Here is a 15,110-nt window from a genome sequence, read left to right on the forward strand (position 1 = left end):
GTTTCGCCTATGCCGGGCGAAGATGGTTGGATTGCGGCATAGAGCAAAGTGCCCGCTTTGAACAGGCGGGCAGCCGGGATCGCGATGTTTGACCCGCCGGGCAGCCGGCGGGGCGCTTCATTTGATCGGGCGCGGGCTCGCCACGGGCGGTTTGCCCTTCCACAGCGTCCAGCCGAGATTCATGCCGGCGGCGGCGATCAGGATGGCGGTGGCGCCGACGACCTGACTCAGATGCAGCCGATGGCCGAAGGCGACGACATCGACCAGGATGGCGACGACGGGATAGATGAAGGACAGTGATCCCTGCAGATGCGTCGGCAGCTTCTGGATGGCGCCGTACATCAGTATGTACATCAGGCCGGTATGGACGATGCCGAGCGTCGCCAGCATGGTCCAGCTCCAGGCATCGGCCGGAAGCTCTGCAAGATTGGCGAAAGGCGCCAGCATGACGACGCCGACGCAGACCTGGATCAGCGCGATCAGATGCGGCGGTGTGCCCTTGAGCTTCTTGGTGACGATGGCGGCGACGGCCCAGAAGAAGGCCGCGCCCAATGCCATGACGATGCCGGTGAAATAGTCCGTGCCGATGTCGCCGGCATCGGGAGCCGACTGCACGATCAGCACCATGCCGGCGAAGGCGATGGCCAGCCAGGTCAGCTTGGTCAGGGTCAGCCGCTCGGCGAAGAAAAGCGCACCGAAGCCGACCAGCATGAAAGGCTGCGTGTTGTAGACAGCGGTGGCGATCGAGATCGACGCGCGCGAGAATGCGCTGAACAGCAGCAGCCAGTTGACGACGATGGCGACGCCGCCGAGCGCGGCGATGCCGATGATGCGCAGCGACAGCCTGTTGCGCAGCAATCCCAGCCCGGCGCAGATGATGAGCAGCGTCAGCGCACCGAAAGCGCAACGCCAGAACACCACATCCATGATCGGCTGGCCGGACAGGACGACGAACCATCCGATCGTTCCCAGGATGGCCATTGCGGCTGACATTTCGACCGTGCCGCGCACCGTTTCGTTCACAACAAACCTCCATATCGGTTGAGCCGCCATAATCTCATGCTGCCGCAAAGCTTTCCATCTGGTTGGAAAGGGTGTATGGCCGGTTGGCCTAATTATATTAGGAGAAAACTCCAAACTATCGGGGAAAGAAAAAGATGCTGGACGATCTCGACCGAAATCTCCTTGAAATCCTGGTCAAGGATGCACGGACCTCGCTGAAGGAACTGGCCGCCCAGGTCGGGCTGTCGTCGCCAAGCGTTTCGGAGCGGCTGCGACGGCTCGAGGAGCGCGGCGTCATCCGGGCGTTCACTGTCGAGATCGATCCGCTGGCGCTCGGTTATACCCTGCAAGCGATCGTGCGCATCCGGCCTTTGCCGGGCAAGCTGCACATCGTCCAGAAGCTGATCGAGGAGATTCCCGAATTCGGCGAATGCGACAAGGTGACGGGCGATGACTGTTTCGTCGCCCGACTGTTCGTGCGTTCGATCGGTGATCTCGACGGGATTTTGGACCGTATCGCCGACAAGGCCGAGACCAGCACTGCCATCATCAAGGCGCAGCCGATCCGGCGGCGGCCGCCGCCGCTTGACGCAACCGCCTCTCGGGATAGGGCAAAGGTCTTGCAGGCTTCCTGATCGAGTTGGGTGGAAAGCCGGTGGCCGGTTGGTTAGTGTGCCGGCCCAAACGAGGCCGGAACCATGGCGCAGAATATATACGATCGTGAGGATTTCTTCGCAGGCTACAGCCAGCTCGGCCGTTCGGTCGAAGGGCTGGAGGGTGCCGCCGAGTGGCCGGCACTGCGCGCCATGCTGCCCGATGTCGGCGGCTTGAGGGTCGTCGATCTCGGCTGCGGCTTCGGCTGGTTCTGCCGCTGGGCTCGCGAGCATGGGGCGGCGCAGGTGCTTGGCCTGGATCTGTCGGAGAAGATGCTTGCCCGGGCAAGGGCCGCCGGCCCCGATGCTGGCATAAGCTATGAGACGGCCGATCTCGATCGGCTCAGCCTGCCGGAAGCCAGCTTCGATCTCGTCTACAGCTCGCTCGCCTTGCACTATGTCGAGGATGTGTCGCGTCTGTTCGGGACCGTGCATCGGGCCTTGGCGCCTGGCGGGCATTTCGTCTTTTCGACGGAACATCCGATCTTCATGGCGCCGACAAAACCCGGCTGGGTGATCGATAGCGAAGGCCGCAAGACGTGGCCTGTCGACCAGTATCTGGTGGAAGGACCGCGCAGCACCGACTGGCTGGCCAAGGGCGTGGTGAAACATCACCGCACGATCGGCACCACCATCAACGCACTGATCCGGTCCGGCTTCACCATCGGCAATGTCGAGGAATTCCGGCCGACCGATGCGCAAATCGCAGCCAAGCCGGAACTGGCGGAAGAGCTCGAGCGGCCGATGTTCCTGCTGGTCTCGGCTCGGCGCTAGGCACTGGCCGGCGTCGGCCGAGTGTGCCGCCGCCACGCTCATATTTGCTGTCGCTCCGCCGGGCATTCTGGGCTATTCAAGCGTCGACCCGCTTTCCCTCCGGACCAGTCCCCCCTCCCATGTCAGGCCTGCTTCTCGATCCGTGGTTCTATGCGGCTGCCATTCCGGCGGTCATTCTGGTCGGCCTGTCCAAGGGCGGCTTTGGCGGCGCCGTCGGTTTCGTCGGCGTGCCGCTGATGGCGCTGACCATGCCGCCGGTGCAGGCGGCGGCCATCCTGCTGCCGATCCTGTGCCTGATGGACATCGTCTCGGTATGGACATGGTGGGGCGTTTACGACCGCAAGATGCTGGTCGACATGATGCCGGGCGCCGTCATCGGCATCGGCCTTGGCTGGCTGACGGCGGCACTGGTGACCGAAGAGGCGGTGCGGCTGATCGTCGGCGCCGTCGCCATCGTCTTCGTCCTGCGCTGGCTCTATCTGCAGTTCCGCCATGGCGCCGATCACGCTGCCGCGCCCAACCGCGTGGCCGCCGCCGTCTGGGGCACGGTCGCCGGGTTCACCAGTTTCGTCGCCCATGTCGGCGGCCCGCCCTTCCAGGTCTATGCCTTGCCGATCCGTCTCGATCCGAAGGTTCTGTCGGGCACCGCCGCGATCTTCTTTGCCGCCACCAATGCGCTGAAGCTGGTGCCCTATTTCGCGCTCGGCCAGTTCGACACCGCCAATCTGACGGCATCGGCGGTGCTGATGCCGCTGGCGCCGCTGTCGACCATCGCCGGGGCCTGGCTGGTGCTGCGGATGCGGCCGGAAACCTTCTATCCCTTCACCTATGCAACCGTCGCGGTCGTGGCGCTGAAGCTGCTGTGGGATGGCATCGCAGGTCTGATGTAGAAAGGCGGCTGCGCCGCCGCCCGTCATCAGGGTCAGGCAGCGCTCGGTACGAGACGGCGGTTGCCGCCAAAGGCCAGTGTGGCGCCGATCAAGACGACCAGCACCATGCCGGCGAGGATGCCGATGTCATGCACGTTCGGCTTGAGCACCATGTCGGCAATGATCACCAGCATCACGGCATAGTCGAAGCGTGCCGCGCTCATCATACGCTGGCCGATGGCAAGAACCTCTGGTGTGACGCCCTCCCTGGCGATCATTGCGCCCATGCGCTCGCCGGTCGGTTTGAAGATGAACATGCCGATCGAAAAGGTCGTGGCGTAGCCGGCCAGGCCGATGAGGATCCACAGGTCGGAGAAGCCGACCCAGAACCAGCACATGATGAGGCCAAAAATCAGCGTCAGCATCGACATCGGCGCGAAGAACCTGCCGCCCAGCTGACCGCTGGCGCGCATTGCCTGCAGTTTTTCCTCTATGTTGCCCGCCCGCTCGGCAAGTATGCCCAGCAGGAACAGCACGAAGCCGCCTCCGACCCACAGAATGGCGGTAGTGACGTGGAGGAATTTGACGATCGTGTACCAGTCCATGGGTTGCTCCTGCAGTGTTCCGGTCAGGTTGCGGCGGCGCTGATTTGCGCCGGCCGTCAGAGGAGCGGGCGATTAGCGTGGCGCCTGTTTCGGAACGATGTCGCGAAAAAACCGGATCTGTTTCAGGCAATGAAGAAGCGGCTGAGATAGTGAACGCGCTATCTGATTTCCTGCTAATGTACGAATCGTCGGGAGGGGTTGGCGCGACATCGTCCGGAAACATCGCTGATGCTAATGCGCCGACGCCGGGAGCCCGGTGGCGACAACAATCGCCTGACGATCAACCCATTCCCACAACGGGAAAAGGCAATTCGGGGGACAGACATGCAAGGGGTAGCACGGAATTTCTTCACACTGGCCGTCATCTATTCGCTGTGCGGCATGGCGCTCGGCCTGCACATGTCGATCAGCCAGGATCACGGTCAGATGCCGACTCACGCCCACACAATGGTGGCCGGATGGCTGATGTCGGCGGTCTTCGCCTTCTTCTACCATTTGTTCCCTGCCATCGGGCAAAAGACACTCGCCACCGTTCATTTCTGGCTGACCGCAATCAGCGGCATCGGCCTGCTGATCGGCCTCTACTTCCTGCTTGCCGGCAATGCCGCGATCGAACCGCTGGTGGCGGCCTCCTCGATGGGCTTCTACGCAGCCATGCTGCTGTTCGCCCTCATCGCGCTGCCGGCCGTCTGGAGGACGGCCTGAGCTGGACCTAAGGGAGGTGAGGCTGTGCCGGCGATCTGGAGGACAGCCTGAGGTAGCCTGACGCCGGAGATGCTGTCCTGTTACGGCACAGTATGGCGGCGATCGGTCAAAAAACATCCGCGCCGTTAAGGCTTCATTAAGCTTTACAGGTGTTTACTATGTTCATCCAGTGATCTGGATTCTTACCGAGTGGTTGGAGCCACTTTGTTTGACGCCTCCCTGTTAAACTCCTGAGAGCCGCCTTATCCGCGGCTCTTTTTTTGTCTTCATTTCCCTTTTTGTACGCATCTCAGCGGGGGCCGCCCAATGGCGGCTCGCCGTTAACCTTCTGTTAAACATGTGCTTGCCTTCGCCGGTGACGAAGCGCATTTTCAAGCTTCAGTCAGATAGGGTTCCGGGTGTATCGGCAGGGAGCCGAATCGGCCGGTTGCAAGTGCAGGGGCGTATCAATGAACGAGCCTTCGAAGGGCAGTGCGAAAACCGTCAAGCTGGCGGAGCGCCGGGTTTTCTCGCAATCCTTCAAGCCGCTTTACCAGGAAGGCATGGGCCTGGTCGAACAGGCCGCCGAATATCTCGACGGCAAGGGCCGGGCCGAGGCAAAGAAACTGTCGCGGCTGGGCGCCACGCTCTATGCGGCCGAATCGATGCGGCTGACCACCAGGCTGATGCAGGTTGCGTCCTGGCTGCTTTTGCAGCGCGCCGCCAATTCCGGCGAGATGACCCGCGACCAGGTCGCGTCGGAAAAGTCCAAGGTGCGTCTCGACACCGCTTCCGCCCATGACGAAGCCGCCGGCTGGGCCGAGTTGCCCGAGGATTTCCTCGATCTCGTCACCCGCTCGCTGCGCCTCCAAGCACTGGTGCGCCGCATGGACGAGGAGATCTATGGCTCGGGCGCCTTGGTCGACATGCAACCGATGGCTCGCCGCCTCAATCCGGTTTCCGACCAGATCAGCCTGCTCAACACGGCTTTCGCTCGGGGTTAGACCCCGGTCTGTCTTCTGTTTCCGGTTTGTTCACATTTCGCTGGCATCGCTGTGGGCCGGAGGTAAAGTCGGCAAATGGCGGAAGCGATTCGCATCATCGGTATCGATCCTGGGCTTCGACGCACCGGCTGGGGCATCGTCGAAAGCCTCGGCAATTCGCTGCGCTTCATTGCTTCCGGGACCGTGAAGTCCGAGGATAAGGCGGCGCTGGCAACGCGGCTGTGCCAGCTGCATGACGGGCTCGCCGAAATCCTGCACAGCGCGATGCCGCACGAGGCGGCGGTTGAACAGACCTTCGTCAACAAGGACGCGGTGGCAACGCTGAAGCTCGGCCAGGCGCGCGGCATCGCCATGCTGGTGCCGGCGCGTGCGGGTCTCGTCGTTGCCGAATATGCGCCCAACGCGGTCAAGAAGGCAGTGATCGGCGTCGGCCATGGCGACAAGAAGCAGATCCACATGATGGTGAAGGTGCTGTTGCCAAAAGCCGTCTTCGATACCGAACATGCCGCCGACGCACTGGCCATCGCCATCTGCCACGCGCATCATCGGCAAAGCGTGGCCTACAGGATGGCGCTGGCCGGCTAGCTACGTTCTTGACTTGTTCACGTTGCAGGAATAGGTAATACCGCAGAGGTATTACCATGCGTGTGACCACCAAGGGGCAAGTCACAATCCCCAAGCCGATAAGGGACCGTCTGGGCATCGCCCCGGGCTCCGAGGTGGAGTTCGTGGCCACCGACGAGGGCGTTCGGCTGGTTGCCGTCAACGAGAACCTCTCCCAGGAAGAGAAATTGCGCAGGTTCAGCGATGTCCTCGACCAGATGGAGGGGACGTTGGATCTGGGAGGCATGACCACCGATCAGTACATGGAGTGGTTGAGGGGGCCGCGTGAAGATCTCGACGTTGATTGACACAAATGTCCTGATCGATGTTTGGGGTCCAGCCGGACCGATGAAAGGATGGTCGGCATCGGCAATCGCCTCCTGCCGCCGCGACGGCGCGTTGGTGGTCAACACGATCGTCTGGTCCGAGTTGGCGCCGCTGATTGCGACGGAAACGGCGCTTCGAAAAGCAGTCGACATGCTTGGGATGGATCGCGAACTTGTATCTTGGGACGCGGCGTTCCTTGCCGGCGTTACGCATTCCCGCTATCGCCGGGCCGGTGGCGTCAGGGAAAGAACCTTGCCCGATTTCTTTATCGGCGCTCACGCGACCGTCGCTGGACATCGTCTTTTGACCCGCGACGCTGCTCGCTACCGCAGCTATTTTCCCGACCTCGACATCATCTCTCCTGAGACGCACCCATGAGAGCCCATCTTCCATGAAAGGTCTGGCATGATCGGCAAGCTCAAGGGCACGCTCGACGAGGTCGACGAGGACCATTGCCTCGTGGACATCCATGGCGTCGGCTACGTCGCCTATTGCTCGGCGCGCACGCTGGCGGCGCTGCCTTCGCCCGGCGAAGCGGTGGTGCTGTTCATCGAGACCTATGTGCGCGAGGACATGCTGCGCCTCTACGGCTTCCAGTCGGTGCTGGAACGCGAGTGGTTCCGGCTGCTGATGAACAATGTTCCGGGCGTCGGCGCCAAGGTGGCGCTGGCCATCCTGTCGACGCTGGCGCCGGCGGATCTCGCCAACGCCATTGCGCTGCGCGATATCGCCATGGTTTCGCGCGCGCCCGGCGTCGGCAAGAAAGTGGCCGAGCGCATCGTCACCGAGTTGAAGAACAAGGCGCCGGCCTATGCCGGAACCGCCTCGGGCACCATCGGCCTGAAACAGGAACTCGGCGACGGCGTGGCATCCGCGCCCATCACCGACGCGGTCTCGGCGCTGGTCAATCTCGGCTATTCGCGCGACACCGCCGCCAATGCTGTGGCGGCGGCGCTGAAGACGGCGGGCGAGGATGCCGATGCGCCAAAGCTGATCCGCTTCGGGCTGAAGGAACTGGCGCGGTGAACCGTCGCTTGTTCAGCTCCTTGCCGTGTGCAAGGAAGGCGTCATGAGCCTGTCGCCCCGCCTGATTGCGCCGGAAAAACGCGGCGAGGATGCCGAGCAGACCTTGCGGCCGCAGACGCTCGACGATTTCGTCGGCCAGGCGGCGGTGCGGGCCAATCTCAAAGTGTTCATCGAGGCCGCCAAGGGCCGCAACGAGGCGCTCGACCATGTGCTGTTCGTCGGGCCGCCCGGTCTCGGCAAGACGACGCTGGCGCAGATCATGGCGCGCGAACTCGGCGTCAATTTCCGCTCGACCTCGGGTCCGGTCATCGCCAAGGCGGGCGATCTTGCCGCCCTGCTGACCAATCTCGAGGAAGGCGACGTGCTGTTCATCGACGAGATCCACCGGCTGAGCCCGGCGGTGGAGGAAATCCTCTATCCGGCGATGGAGGATTTCCAGCTCGACCTGATCATCGGCGAGGGACCGGCGGCGCGTTCGGTCAAGATCGACCTTGCCCGCTTCACGCTCGTCGCTGCCACCACGCGGCTCGGCCTGCTGACCAATCCGCTGCGCGACCGTTTCGGCATTCCGGTACGGCTCAATTTCTACACGGTTGAGGAGCTGGAGCAGATCGTGCGGCGCGGCGCCCGCATCCTGCAAATGCCGCTTGGCGACGACGGTGCGCTGGAGATCGCGCGGCGTGCGCGCGGCACGCCACGCATCGCCGGCCGGCTCTTACGCCGTGTGCGCGATTTCGCCTCGGTGGCCGGCGACGGCCATGTCGACCGCAAGATCGCCGACGAGGCGCTGACCCGGCTGGAGGTCGATGCGCTCGGCCTCGACGCGCTCGACCGGCGGTATCTCAGCATGATCGCGCGCAATTTCGGCGGCGGGCCGGTCGGCATCGAGACGATCGCCGCCGGCCTGTCAGAGCCGCGCGACGCCATCGAGGACATCATCGAGCCCTATCTGATCCAGCAGGGCTTCATCCAGCGCACACCGCGCGGCCGCATGCTGACGGCCAATGCCTGGCGCCATCTCGGCCTCGACGCGCCGAAGGATCTGGCGCAGCAGCAGATCAACCTGTTCCAGGAAGAGTAATTTTCCAGTGCGCCGCCCGTCGTCTCGGGTATTGGCTCAGCATTGCGTCGGTACGTTTTTTGAATGCGCCCGGAATCTTCTCGACCGATCTTGGCTGAGCGATCAATGCAGCCCGCGGATCACGTCCATCACATCTGGCTCGGCCTTGTCGCCATTGAAGGCGTCGACGATGCCGAAGGCACCGCCATAGCTCCACACCGACCATGAGAAGCCATGTGCTTCGGCACGCCCGATCATGTCCCTGACATAGGCGGCCCGGTACCCGGCGGGCATCACATAGGAATTGCCATATTCCTGTCGGATCATGCCGAACTCGCCCAGCGTGATGTTTTCAGGCTTGACGCCGTTGGCCTTCGCCCATGCCTCGACCTTTTTGAACGGCGCATCCATCAGGCCGAGCAGCTTGTCGAGGCTGTCCATGCTGGCGACCTGTTCGTCGAGATAGGCAAGCAGGCCGCTCTGCCGTGTCCACGGCGCCTCGGCCTTGATCCTGGCGCGGATGGTGTCGAGCGTCACGTCGAGCTGTGCCTTGGGCACCGCGCTCAGCGGGTAAGGCAGGCCGGTCACATAGGGGATGAAGTCGCCGGCCCAGGTCGCGCCCTGATGGGTGAGCAGGAACGGATCGTAGGAATGGAAGGTCCAGATGACATTGCCGTCAGGGATCGCCTTCGGGTCGATCTTCTCCAGCGAGCTCGCGGCGGAGTAGCAGGCGCCGGTCAGCACTAGTGTCAGTTTCGTCGCCGAGGATCGCGCCGCGGCGAACAGTTTGCGCTGGCGGTCCGGCCACAGGCTGGTGCCGTCGCTGTCGCAGTCGACGATCGGTTCGTTCATCGGCTCGAAGGCAACCTGGGTGGGATCTTCGCCGGCCAGCGTGCGGGCCATCTTGCGGACCATCTCGACATAGGCGTCGAAGGTCCGCGGATCGTCCATCACTTGCGCCATGCCGATCTTGCGGCTGCCGCCGGCCGGGATCAGGTGCATGTCGACGACCACCTTCAGCCCGGCGCGGTTGATCATGCGCACGGAGTCCAGCACGCTGGCATAGAGGTCGTCATGCAAGGCCACGGTCTGGTCGGACAGGAAAGGCGAAGGGTCGACCGGCATGCGCAGGAAATCGAGGCCGGCATCCTTCAGCGCCTTGAGGTCGTTCTCCCCAAGGAATTTGCGCCATTCCGGATAGGGCAGGATGGCTTTGGCGTCGCCCCACTGGTCTTCGCCGGGCCATGTGACCCATTGGTCGAGGTTGAGGCCGCGCTTCATCGAGAATGTCGCGGTCTGGCCAGGCAGCGCCAAAGCCACCAGCACGAACAGCGCCGCCGTCAAACTCTTGATCATCGCCGTCAACAGTGCCATCCGATGTTATGTTCCGCGGGAAACAGGTGCCTCGCCGGGGCTGAAAAAGGAAGCGCAATGGGCGATCATGGTGAATCGGCAACGCTGCTGGCCGGCATTTCGGGCGCGCTGACCGCGTTCGGCCACCGGCTGATGGCGCGGGTCTATTATGCCGACACCGATTTCTCCGGCGTCGTCTACCATGCGCGCTATCTCGAATTCTTCGAACGCGGTCGCTCCGACTATCTCCGGCTGACCGGCGTGCACCACACAGAGCTTGCCGATGGCAAGCATGGCGAAAGAATAGTCTGGGTGGTGCGCCGCATGGAGATCGACTTTCGCGGCCCCGCCCGCATCGATGACATCCTGACGGTCGACACCCGCACCGAGGAGATTTCCGGCGCGCGCATCTTCATGGCGCAACAGCTCAAGCGTGGCGACGAACTGCTGGTCGAGGCCAAGGTCGAGGCGGCGATCATCGGTGAGAATGGCCGCCCAAGGCGTTTTCCCAGAGAATGGGTGGCGGCATTCATGCCGAGGGTGCGCTGATATTCAGGTGATGCCGGCCTGCAAACAGCAGCTTCCTGCGCTTCCCCGTTCTACCGCATCGCGGTAGAACTGTGCTCACGTACGAAAAGTACGCTCCGCTCCGGTTCTCGGAATCTACCGTTTTCGGCTCGGCCTGACCTGAATCTCAGCGCACCCTAGGCGCAGCCATTGAATTGATGGCCTTGCCACTGGGCGTGGCAATGCGCCGCGCCTTATATACTAACCCATCCTTAACCATAACGGTTCATGAAGAGATTGGTGAAGATTGGCGTTATCGAACGCCTTCCTTTCACCAATATTTGCCCCGAAAAGGCCGATAACGGCACAGTTTGGGGTTGTTCCGGTAGCTTCGTGCGAACCGACCACAAGGGATGCCAGGGGCCAGCCGCCAGCTTCGCCCGGAAAATCTTAAGGACGTAACGATGGAAAATATCGCACTCGCCGACCCGGGCGCGCAATTATCGGTTTGGTCGCTGTTCGTTTCGGCCAGCTGGGTGGTCAAGCTGGTCATGATCGGCCTGCTCTGCGCCTCGGTCTGGACCTGGGCGATCATCGTCGACAAGCTGGTTTCCTATGCCCGCATGCGGCTGGCGCTCAACCGGTTCGAGCAGGTTTTCTGGTCGGGGCAGTCGCTGGAGGAGCTCTACCGCACGCTCGCCGACCGCAAGACCACCGGCATGGGCGCCATTTTCGTCGCCGCCATGCGCGAGTGGAAGAAGAGTTTCGAGAAGGGCGCCAAGTCGCCGCTCGGCCTGCAGACCCGCATCGACAAGGCGATGGACCTGGCGCTGACCCGCGAGATGGAAAAGCTGGAAGGGCGCCTCGGTTTCCTTGCCACCACCGGCTCGGCGGCACCCTTCATCGGCCTGTTCGGCACCGTCATCGGCATCATGACGTCGTTTCAGGCGATCGCCGGCTCCAAGAACACCAGTCTCGCCGTGGTTGCGCCGGGCATCGCCGAAGCGCTGCTGGCGACGGCCATCGGCCTGCTCGCCGCCATTCCGGCCGTCATCGCCTACAACAAGCTGTCGTCCGATGCGAGCAAGATAGCCGTGCGCATGGAAGGGTTCTCCGACGAGTTCTCCGCCATACTCTCGCGCCAAATCGATGAAAAAGTGGCCCCCAAGGCCTGAGGAGTAGCAGATGGGTATGTCGATGGGCATGGGAGGGCGCGGCGGGCGCGGCCACAGGCGGCGCGGCCGTCACCATGCACTGATGTCCGAGATCAACGTCACGCCGATGGTCGACGTGATGCTGGTGCTGCTGATCATCTTCATGGTCGCCGCACCGATGCTGACGGTCGGCGTGCCGATCGACCTGCCGGATACGCAGGCCAAGGCGATGAATGCCGACACGCAGCCGATCACCGTCTCGATCAACGCCGCCGGCCAGATCTATCTGCAGGAAACCGAGATCCCGATCGAGGAGCTGGTGGCCAAGCTGCAGGCAATCTCGAAGACCGGCTATGAGGAGCGCATCTTCATCCGCGGCGACAAGTCCACCGACTATGGTACGGCGATGAAGGTGATGGCCCGCATTTCGGCCGCTGGCTACAAGAACATCGGCCTGGTTTCACTGCAGGAACAGGACCAATAGACGCGCGATGAAGACCGGCCTCACCACATCGGTGATCTTGCATACGGCGGCGCTGACCTTCGGCCTGTTCACGCTGACGGCGCCGGCGGCACTTCCGTCGTCCGACGTCGAGTCGGTCGCGGTCGATATCGTGCCCATGGAAGCCATTGCGCAGACGTTGCAGGGCGACAAGAAGGCCGTGATGCATGAAAAACCGGCACCCGTGCCGACGCAGCGCCCGGACATCGTTCCGGACGCGCAGAAGGTCGGCGAGAACAGCGTCGACACCGACAAGCCGATAACGCCGGAAGCCAAGCCGAAGCCCGTCGACATGACCTCGGCTCCGCCGCCCGCGCCGACCCCGATCGAAAAGCCGAAGCCCGAGGACGTGCCGAAGCCGCAGGAAAAGCCTAAGCCCACCCCGGCAACGGAAGTGGCGCCGGCGCCGACGCCCAAGGAAGAGGTTAAGCCCGAGCCGGTCAAGCAGGCCGACCCCAAGCCGACACCGGCCAAGCCGGCGCCAACCCCGCCACCGCAGGACAAGACCGCAGCCATCGATCCGACGCCCGACGCCGTCGCTGAAGCCATAGCGCAGGAGCCGCCCGCCGAGGCGACGCAGCTGCCGGATTCCGCTCCCGCGCCGGAAGCGCGGCCGAAGCCGCAGCCGGCGCAGGCCGAAAGCGCCAAGGCGCCGGAACGCAAGAACGCCGACAAGCCGGTCAAGGAAGCGTCGTCGAAGCCGAAGTCCGACGACAAGCAATTCAACGCCGACGAGATTTCGGCGCTCCTAGACAAGCAGAAACCATCCGGCGGCGGCGCCAAGCGCTCGACCCAGCAGGCGTCGCTCGGCGGCGACAAGGATCAGGGCCAGAAGCTTTCCAGGTCCGAAATGGGTGCCCTGGAAAGCCAGCTTGGCGGCTGCTGGACCCTTCCCGCGGGCCTTGAAGGTTCCGAGAACTTCGTCGTCGTGGTGCGGTTCAACCTGGATGCCTCCGGCAAGCTGGATGGACGCCCGGCGGTCGAAACGTCGAGCGGAAACCGCCAGTTCGACGAAAGTGCCGTTCGTGCGGTGCAAAAATGCGATGTCACCGGCCTGCAGGTTCCCGCCGGCAAGCAGGACATCTGGGCCGACGTCCGCGTCACCTTCGATCCAAGGGAGATGCTGGGCCTCTGAGGCGGCCCGCGTATCCGGAAATCAGTACGAGAAGCGAGAAGACATGAAATCAATCCTCAAGCCGCTCCTGATGGTCGCAGCAATGGCGATGGGCATGACCGCTGCCAGCACGTTGCCGGCGCTGGCGCTGGTCGAGCTCAACGTCAACAAGGGCAATGTCGAGCCGCTGCCGATCGCCATCACGGATTTCCAGGGCGGCGACGCGCTTGGGGCGCAGATTTCGCAGATCGTCACCGCCGATTTGAAGCGTTCGGGTCTGTTCGCTCCGATCGACAAGAGCGCCTTTATCGAGAAGATCACCAACCCCGATGCAGCACCGCGCTTCGACGACTGGAAGGTGATCAACGCGCAGGCGCTGGTCACCGGCAGCGTCAGCAAGGAAGCCGACGGCCGCATCCGCGCCCAGTACCGGTTGTGGGATACCTTTGCCGGCCAGCAGATGGCCGGCGAGCAGTTCTTCGCCAACGACGCCAATCAGCGGCGTGTCGCCCACATCATCGCCGACGCCATCTATGAGCGGCTGACCGGCGAAAAAGGCTATTTCGACACCCGCGTCGTCTTCATCGACGAATCCGGCGCCAAGAATGCGCGCAAGAAGCGCCTCGCGATCATGGACCAGGACGGCGCCAATGTGCGCTATCTCTCGGACGGCAGGTCGATCGTGCTGACGCCGCGTTTCTCGCCGAACCGGCAGGAAATCACCTATATGTCGTATGAAAGCGGCCAGCCGCGGGTCTATCTGCTGCAGATCGAGACCGGCCAGCGCGAACTGGTCGGCAATTTCCCGGGCATGACCTTTGCGCCGCGCTTTTCGCCCGACGGCCAGAAAGTCATCATGAGCCTGCTGCGCGACGACGGCAATTCCAACATCTTCGCCATGGACCTGCGCAGCCGCTCGACGACGAGGCTGACCAACTCGACCGCCATCGACACCTCGCCGTCCTATTCGCCCGACGGCAGCAAGGTGGTGTTCACCTCCGACCGTGGCGGCCGCGCGCAGATCTACGTGATGGGCGCCGACGGCTCGGGCCAGACCCGCATCTCCTTTGGCGACGGCGTCTATTCGACACCGGTATGGTCGCCGCGCGGCGACCTCATAGCCTTCACCAAGCAGACCGGCGGCGAATTCCAGATCGGCGTCATGAAGACCGACGGCTCGGGCGAGCGCATCCTGTCCTCCGGCTTCCAGCAGGAGGGGCCGACCTGGGCGCCGAACGGCCGCGTGCTGATGTTCTTCCGCGATTCCGCCGGTGGGCCCAAACTGGTTTCGGTCGATCTGACCGGACGCAACGAGCAATCGATCCCGACGGCGAACTTCGCTTCGGACCCGGCCTGGTCGCCGCTGCTTGAATAGAGGAATTGAGGAACTGGGGAATTGAAGAACTGAAGAATGGAGAAGGCGGGCGGCTACATTAATCGCGCGAAGGATCTAGAGGTATATAAGCGCGCTTATGTGGTTTCTCTTGACGTCCATAAAGCTACGCTCGCTTTCCCGAAAATGGAGCAATACGCACTGGCTGATCAGTTGCGTCGCTCCAGCAAAGGAATCTGCGCCAATTTGGCTGAAGGATTTGCCAAGCAGACTCACTCCAAACCCGAATTCGCGCGGTTCATTTCGATGGCAATGGGGTCATGCAGCGAGGTGGAGACGTGGATTTCCTATGCGTTCGACCTTGGATACATCAGCCAGGCACAACACGACGATTGGCTGCGATCCTATGCCCATATCTACGGCATGCTGATCAATCTGAGAGAAAAGCTGAAGTGAATTCTCTCTTCAGTTCCTCAATTCCCCAACTCTTCAATTCCTCATTTCCATCTCTTTGTCGCGTTTTGGCCGTATTTACGCCTA

The 15,110-nt window shown here is 62.7% G+C and carries 19 protein-coding genes; 16 read left to right on the forward strand and 3 right to left on the reverse strand.

The genetic code is table 11. The features are described from left to right. Positions 1–117: 117 nt before the first annotated feature. Complete coding sequence (locus AC0L2U_RS12000) at positions 118–1,023, reverse strand: DMT family transporter (protein ID WP_473601958.1); 906 nt, start codon at positions 1,021–1,023, stop codon at positions 118–120. A gap of 134 nt (positions 1,024–1,157) precedes the next feature. On the opposite strand from AC0L2U_RS12000, the gene AC0L2U_RS12005 reads away from it, so the two are divergent. From AC0L2U_RS12005 to AC0L2U_RS12015, 3 genes are all read left to right on the forward strand, one after another. After that, positions 1,158–1,637 (forward strand): Lrp/AsnC family transcriptional regulator, encoded by a 480-nt coding sequence (locus tag AC0L2U_RS12005; protein ID WP_127268483.1) that lies wholly within the window; start codon positions 1,158–1,160, stop codon positions 1,635–1,637. Between the two features lie 63 nt (positions 1,638–1,700). Further along, positions 1,701–2,429: a class I SAM-dependent methyltransferase gene (locus AC0L2U_RS12010; RefSeq protein WP_473601959.1), complete on the forward strand. Its 729-nt coding sequence runs from the start codon at positions 1,701–1,703 to the stop codon at positions 2,427–2,429. A 119-nt stretch (positions 2,430–2,548) separates the two neighbouring features. Then, positions 2,549–3,319: a sulfite exporter TauE/SafE family protein gene (locus AC0L2U_RS12015; protein WP_473601960.1), complete on the forward strand. Its 771-nt coding sequence runs from the start codon at positions 2,549–2,551 to the stop codon at positions 3,317–3,319. A 32-nt stretch (positions 3,320–3,351) separates the two neighbouring features. On the opposite strand, the gene AC0L2U_RS12020 is transcribed toward AC0L2U_RS12015, so the two are convergent. After that, positions 3,352–3,903 carry a DUF2269 family protein gene (locus tag AC0L2U_RS12020; protein ID WP_473601961.1) on the reverse strand — a complete coding sequence of 184 codons (552 nt, stop codon included), beginning with the start codon at positions 3,901–3,903 and terminating at the stop codon, positions 3,352–3,354. A gap of 324 nt (positions 3,904–4,227) precedes the next feature. On the opposite strand from AC0L2U_RS12020, the gene AC0L2U_RS12025 reads away from it, so the two are divergent. The 7 genes from AC0L2U_RS12025 (at position 4,228) to ruvB (ending at position 8,628) form a co-directional block, all read left to right on the forward strand. Continuing rightward, positions 4,228–4,608 carry a hypothetical protein gene (locus tag AC0L2U_RS12025; protein ID WP_128363414.1) on the forward strand — a complete coding sequence of 127 codons (381 nt, stop codon included), beginning with the start codon at positions 4,228–4,230 and terminating at the stop codon, positions 4,606–4,608. 449 nt (positions 4,609–5,057) lie between these two features. Further along, on the forward strand, positions 5,058–5,591 hold the full coding sequence (rcdA, locus tag AC0L2U_RS12030; RefSeq protein ID WP_127320883.1) for a protease adaptor protein RcdA: 534 nt from the start codon (positions 5,058–5,060) through the stop codon (positions 5,589–5,591). A gap of 75 nt (positions 5,592–5,666) precedes the next feature. Next, positions 5,667–6,176 carry a crossover junction endodeoxyribonuclease RuvC gene (ruvC, locus tag AC0L2U_RS12035; RefSeq protein ID WP_127320884.1) on the forward strand — a complete coding sequence of 170 codons (510 nt, stop codon included), beginning with the start codon at positions 5,667–5,669 and terminating at the stop codon, positions 6,174–6,176. 56 nt (positions 6,177–6,232) lie between these two features. Next, positions 6,233–6,502: an AbrB/MazE/SpoVT family DNA-binding domain-containing protein gene (locus tag AC0L2U_RS12040; RefSeq protein WP_127268490.1), complete on the forward strand. Its 270-nt coding sequence runs from the start codon at positions 6,233–6,235 to the stop codon at positions 6,500–6,502. Further along, on the forward strand, positions 6,480–6,899 hold the full coding sequence (locus AC0L2U_RS12045; RefSeq protein ID WP_127268491.1) for a type II toxin-antitoxin system VapC family toxin: 420 nt from the start codon (positions 6,480–6,482) through the stop codon (positions 6,897–6,899). The genes AC0L2U_RS12040 and AC0L2U_RS12045 overlap by 23 nt, the downstream gene beginning before the upstream one ends. Before the next feature lie 27 nt (positions 6,900–6,926). Further along, positions 6,927–7,547, forward strand: coding sequence for a Holliday junction branch migration protein RuvA (gene ruvA, locus AC0L2U_RS12050; protein WP_013529140.1), 621 nt, complete (start codon positions 6,927–6,929; stop codon positions 7,545–7,547). A gap of 43 nt (positions 7,548–7,590) precedes the next feature. After that, on the forward strand, positions 7,591–8,628 hold the full coding sequence (gene ruvB, locus AC0L2U_RS12055) for a Holliday junction branch migration DNA helicase RuvB (protein WP_023811851.1): 1,038 nt from the start codon (positions 7,591–7,593) through the stop codon (positions 8,626–8,628). A gap of 102 nt (positions 8,629–8,730) precedes the next feature. Here ruvB and AC0L2U_RS12060 read toward each other — a convergent pair whose 3' ends face one another. Further along, on the reverse strand, positions 8,731–9,981 hold the full coding sequence (locus tag AC0L2U_RS12060) for a glycoside hydrolase family 5 protein (protein WP_128289287.1): 1,251 nt from the start codon (positions 9,979–9,981) through the stop codon (positions 8,731–8,733). A 57-nt stretch (positions 9,982–10,038) separates the two neighbouring features. On the opposite strand from AC0L2U_RS12060, the gene ybgC reads away from it, so the two are divergent. The 6 genes from ybgC to AC0L2U_RS12090 all read left to right on the forward strand — a co-directional run bounded on the left by ybgC (position 10,039) and on the right by AC0L2U_RS12090 (position 15,026). Then, the gene (ybgC, locus tag AC0L2U_RS12065) at positions 10,039–10,509 is read left to right on the forward strand and encodes a tol-pal system-associated acyl-CoA thioesterase (RefSeq protein WP_128289286.1); all 471 of its coding nucleotides are present in this window, start codon (positions 10,039–10,041) and stop codon (positions 10,507–10,509) included. A 422-nt stretch (positions 10,510–10,931) separates the two neighbouring features. Continuing rightward, a complete protein-coding gene (gene tolQ, locus AC0L2U_RS12070; RefSeq protein WP_013529145.1) occupies positions 10,932–11,642 on the forward strand; it encodes a protein TolQ in 711 nt (236 codons plus the stop codon). A 10-nt stretch (positions 11,643–11,652) separates the two neighbouring features. Continuing rightward, entirely contained in the window at positions 11,653–12,105 is a 453-nt protein-coding gene (tolR, locus tag AC0L2U_RS12075) for a protein TolR (protein WP_023811855.1), read from the forward strand. A gap of 7 nt (positions 12,106–12,112) precedes the next feature. After that, positions 12,113–13,258, forward strand: coding sequence for a TonB family protein (locus tag AC0L2U_RS12080; protein ID WP_128289285.1), 1,146 nt, complete (start codon positions 12,113–12,115; stop codon positions 13,256–13,258). A gap of 43 nt (positions 13,259–13,301) precedes the next feature. Next, on the forward strand, positions 13,302–14,612 hold the full coding sequence (gene tolB / locus AC0L2U_RS12085; protein ID WP_127270138.1) for a Tol-Pal system beta propeller repeat protein TolB: 1,311 nt from the start codon (positions 13,302–13,304) through the stop codon (positions 14,610–14,612). A 36-nt stretch (positions 14,613–14,648) separates the two neighbouring features. Next, positions 14,649–15,026, forward strand: a complete 378-nt coding sequence (locus AC0L2U_RS12090) for a four helix bundle protein (RefSeq protein WP_127809020.1) — start codon at positions 14,649–14,651, stop codon at positions 15,024–15,026. The last annotated feature ends 84 nt before the right edge of the window (positions 15,027–15,110 follow it).

The sequence above is a fragment of the Mesorhizobium sp. WSM4808 genome, from assembly GCF_055811675.1.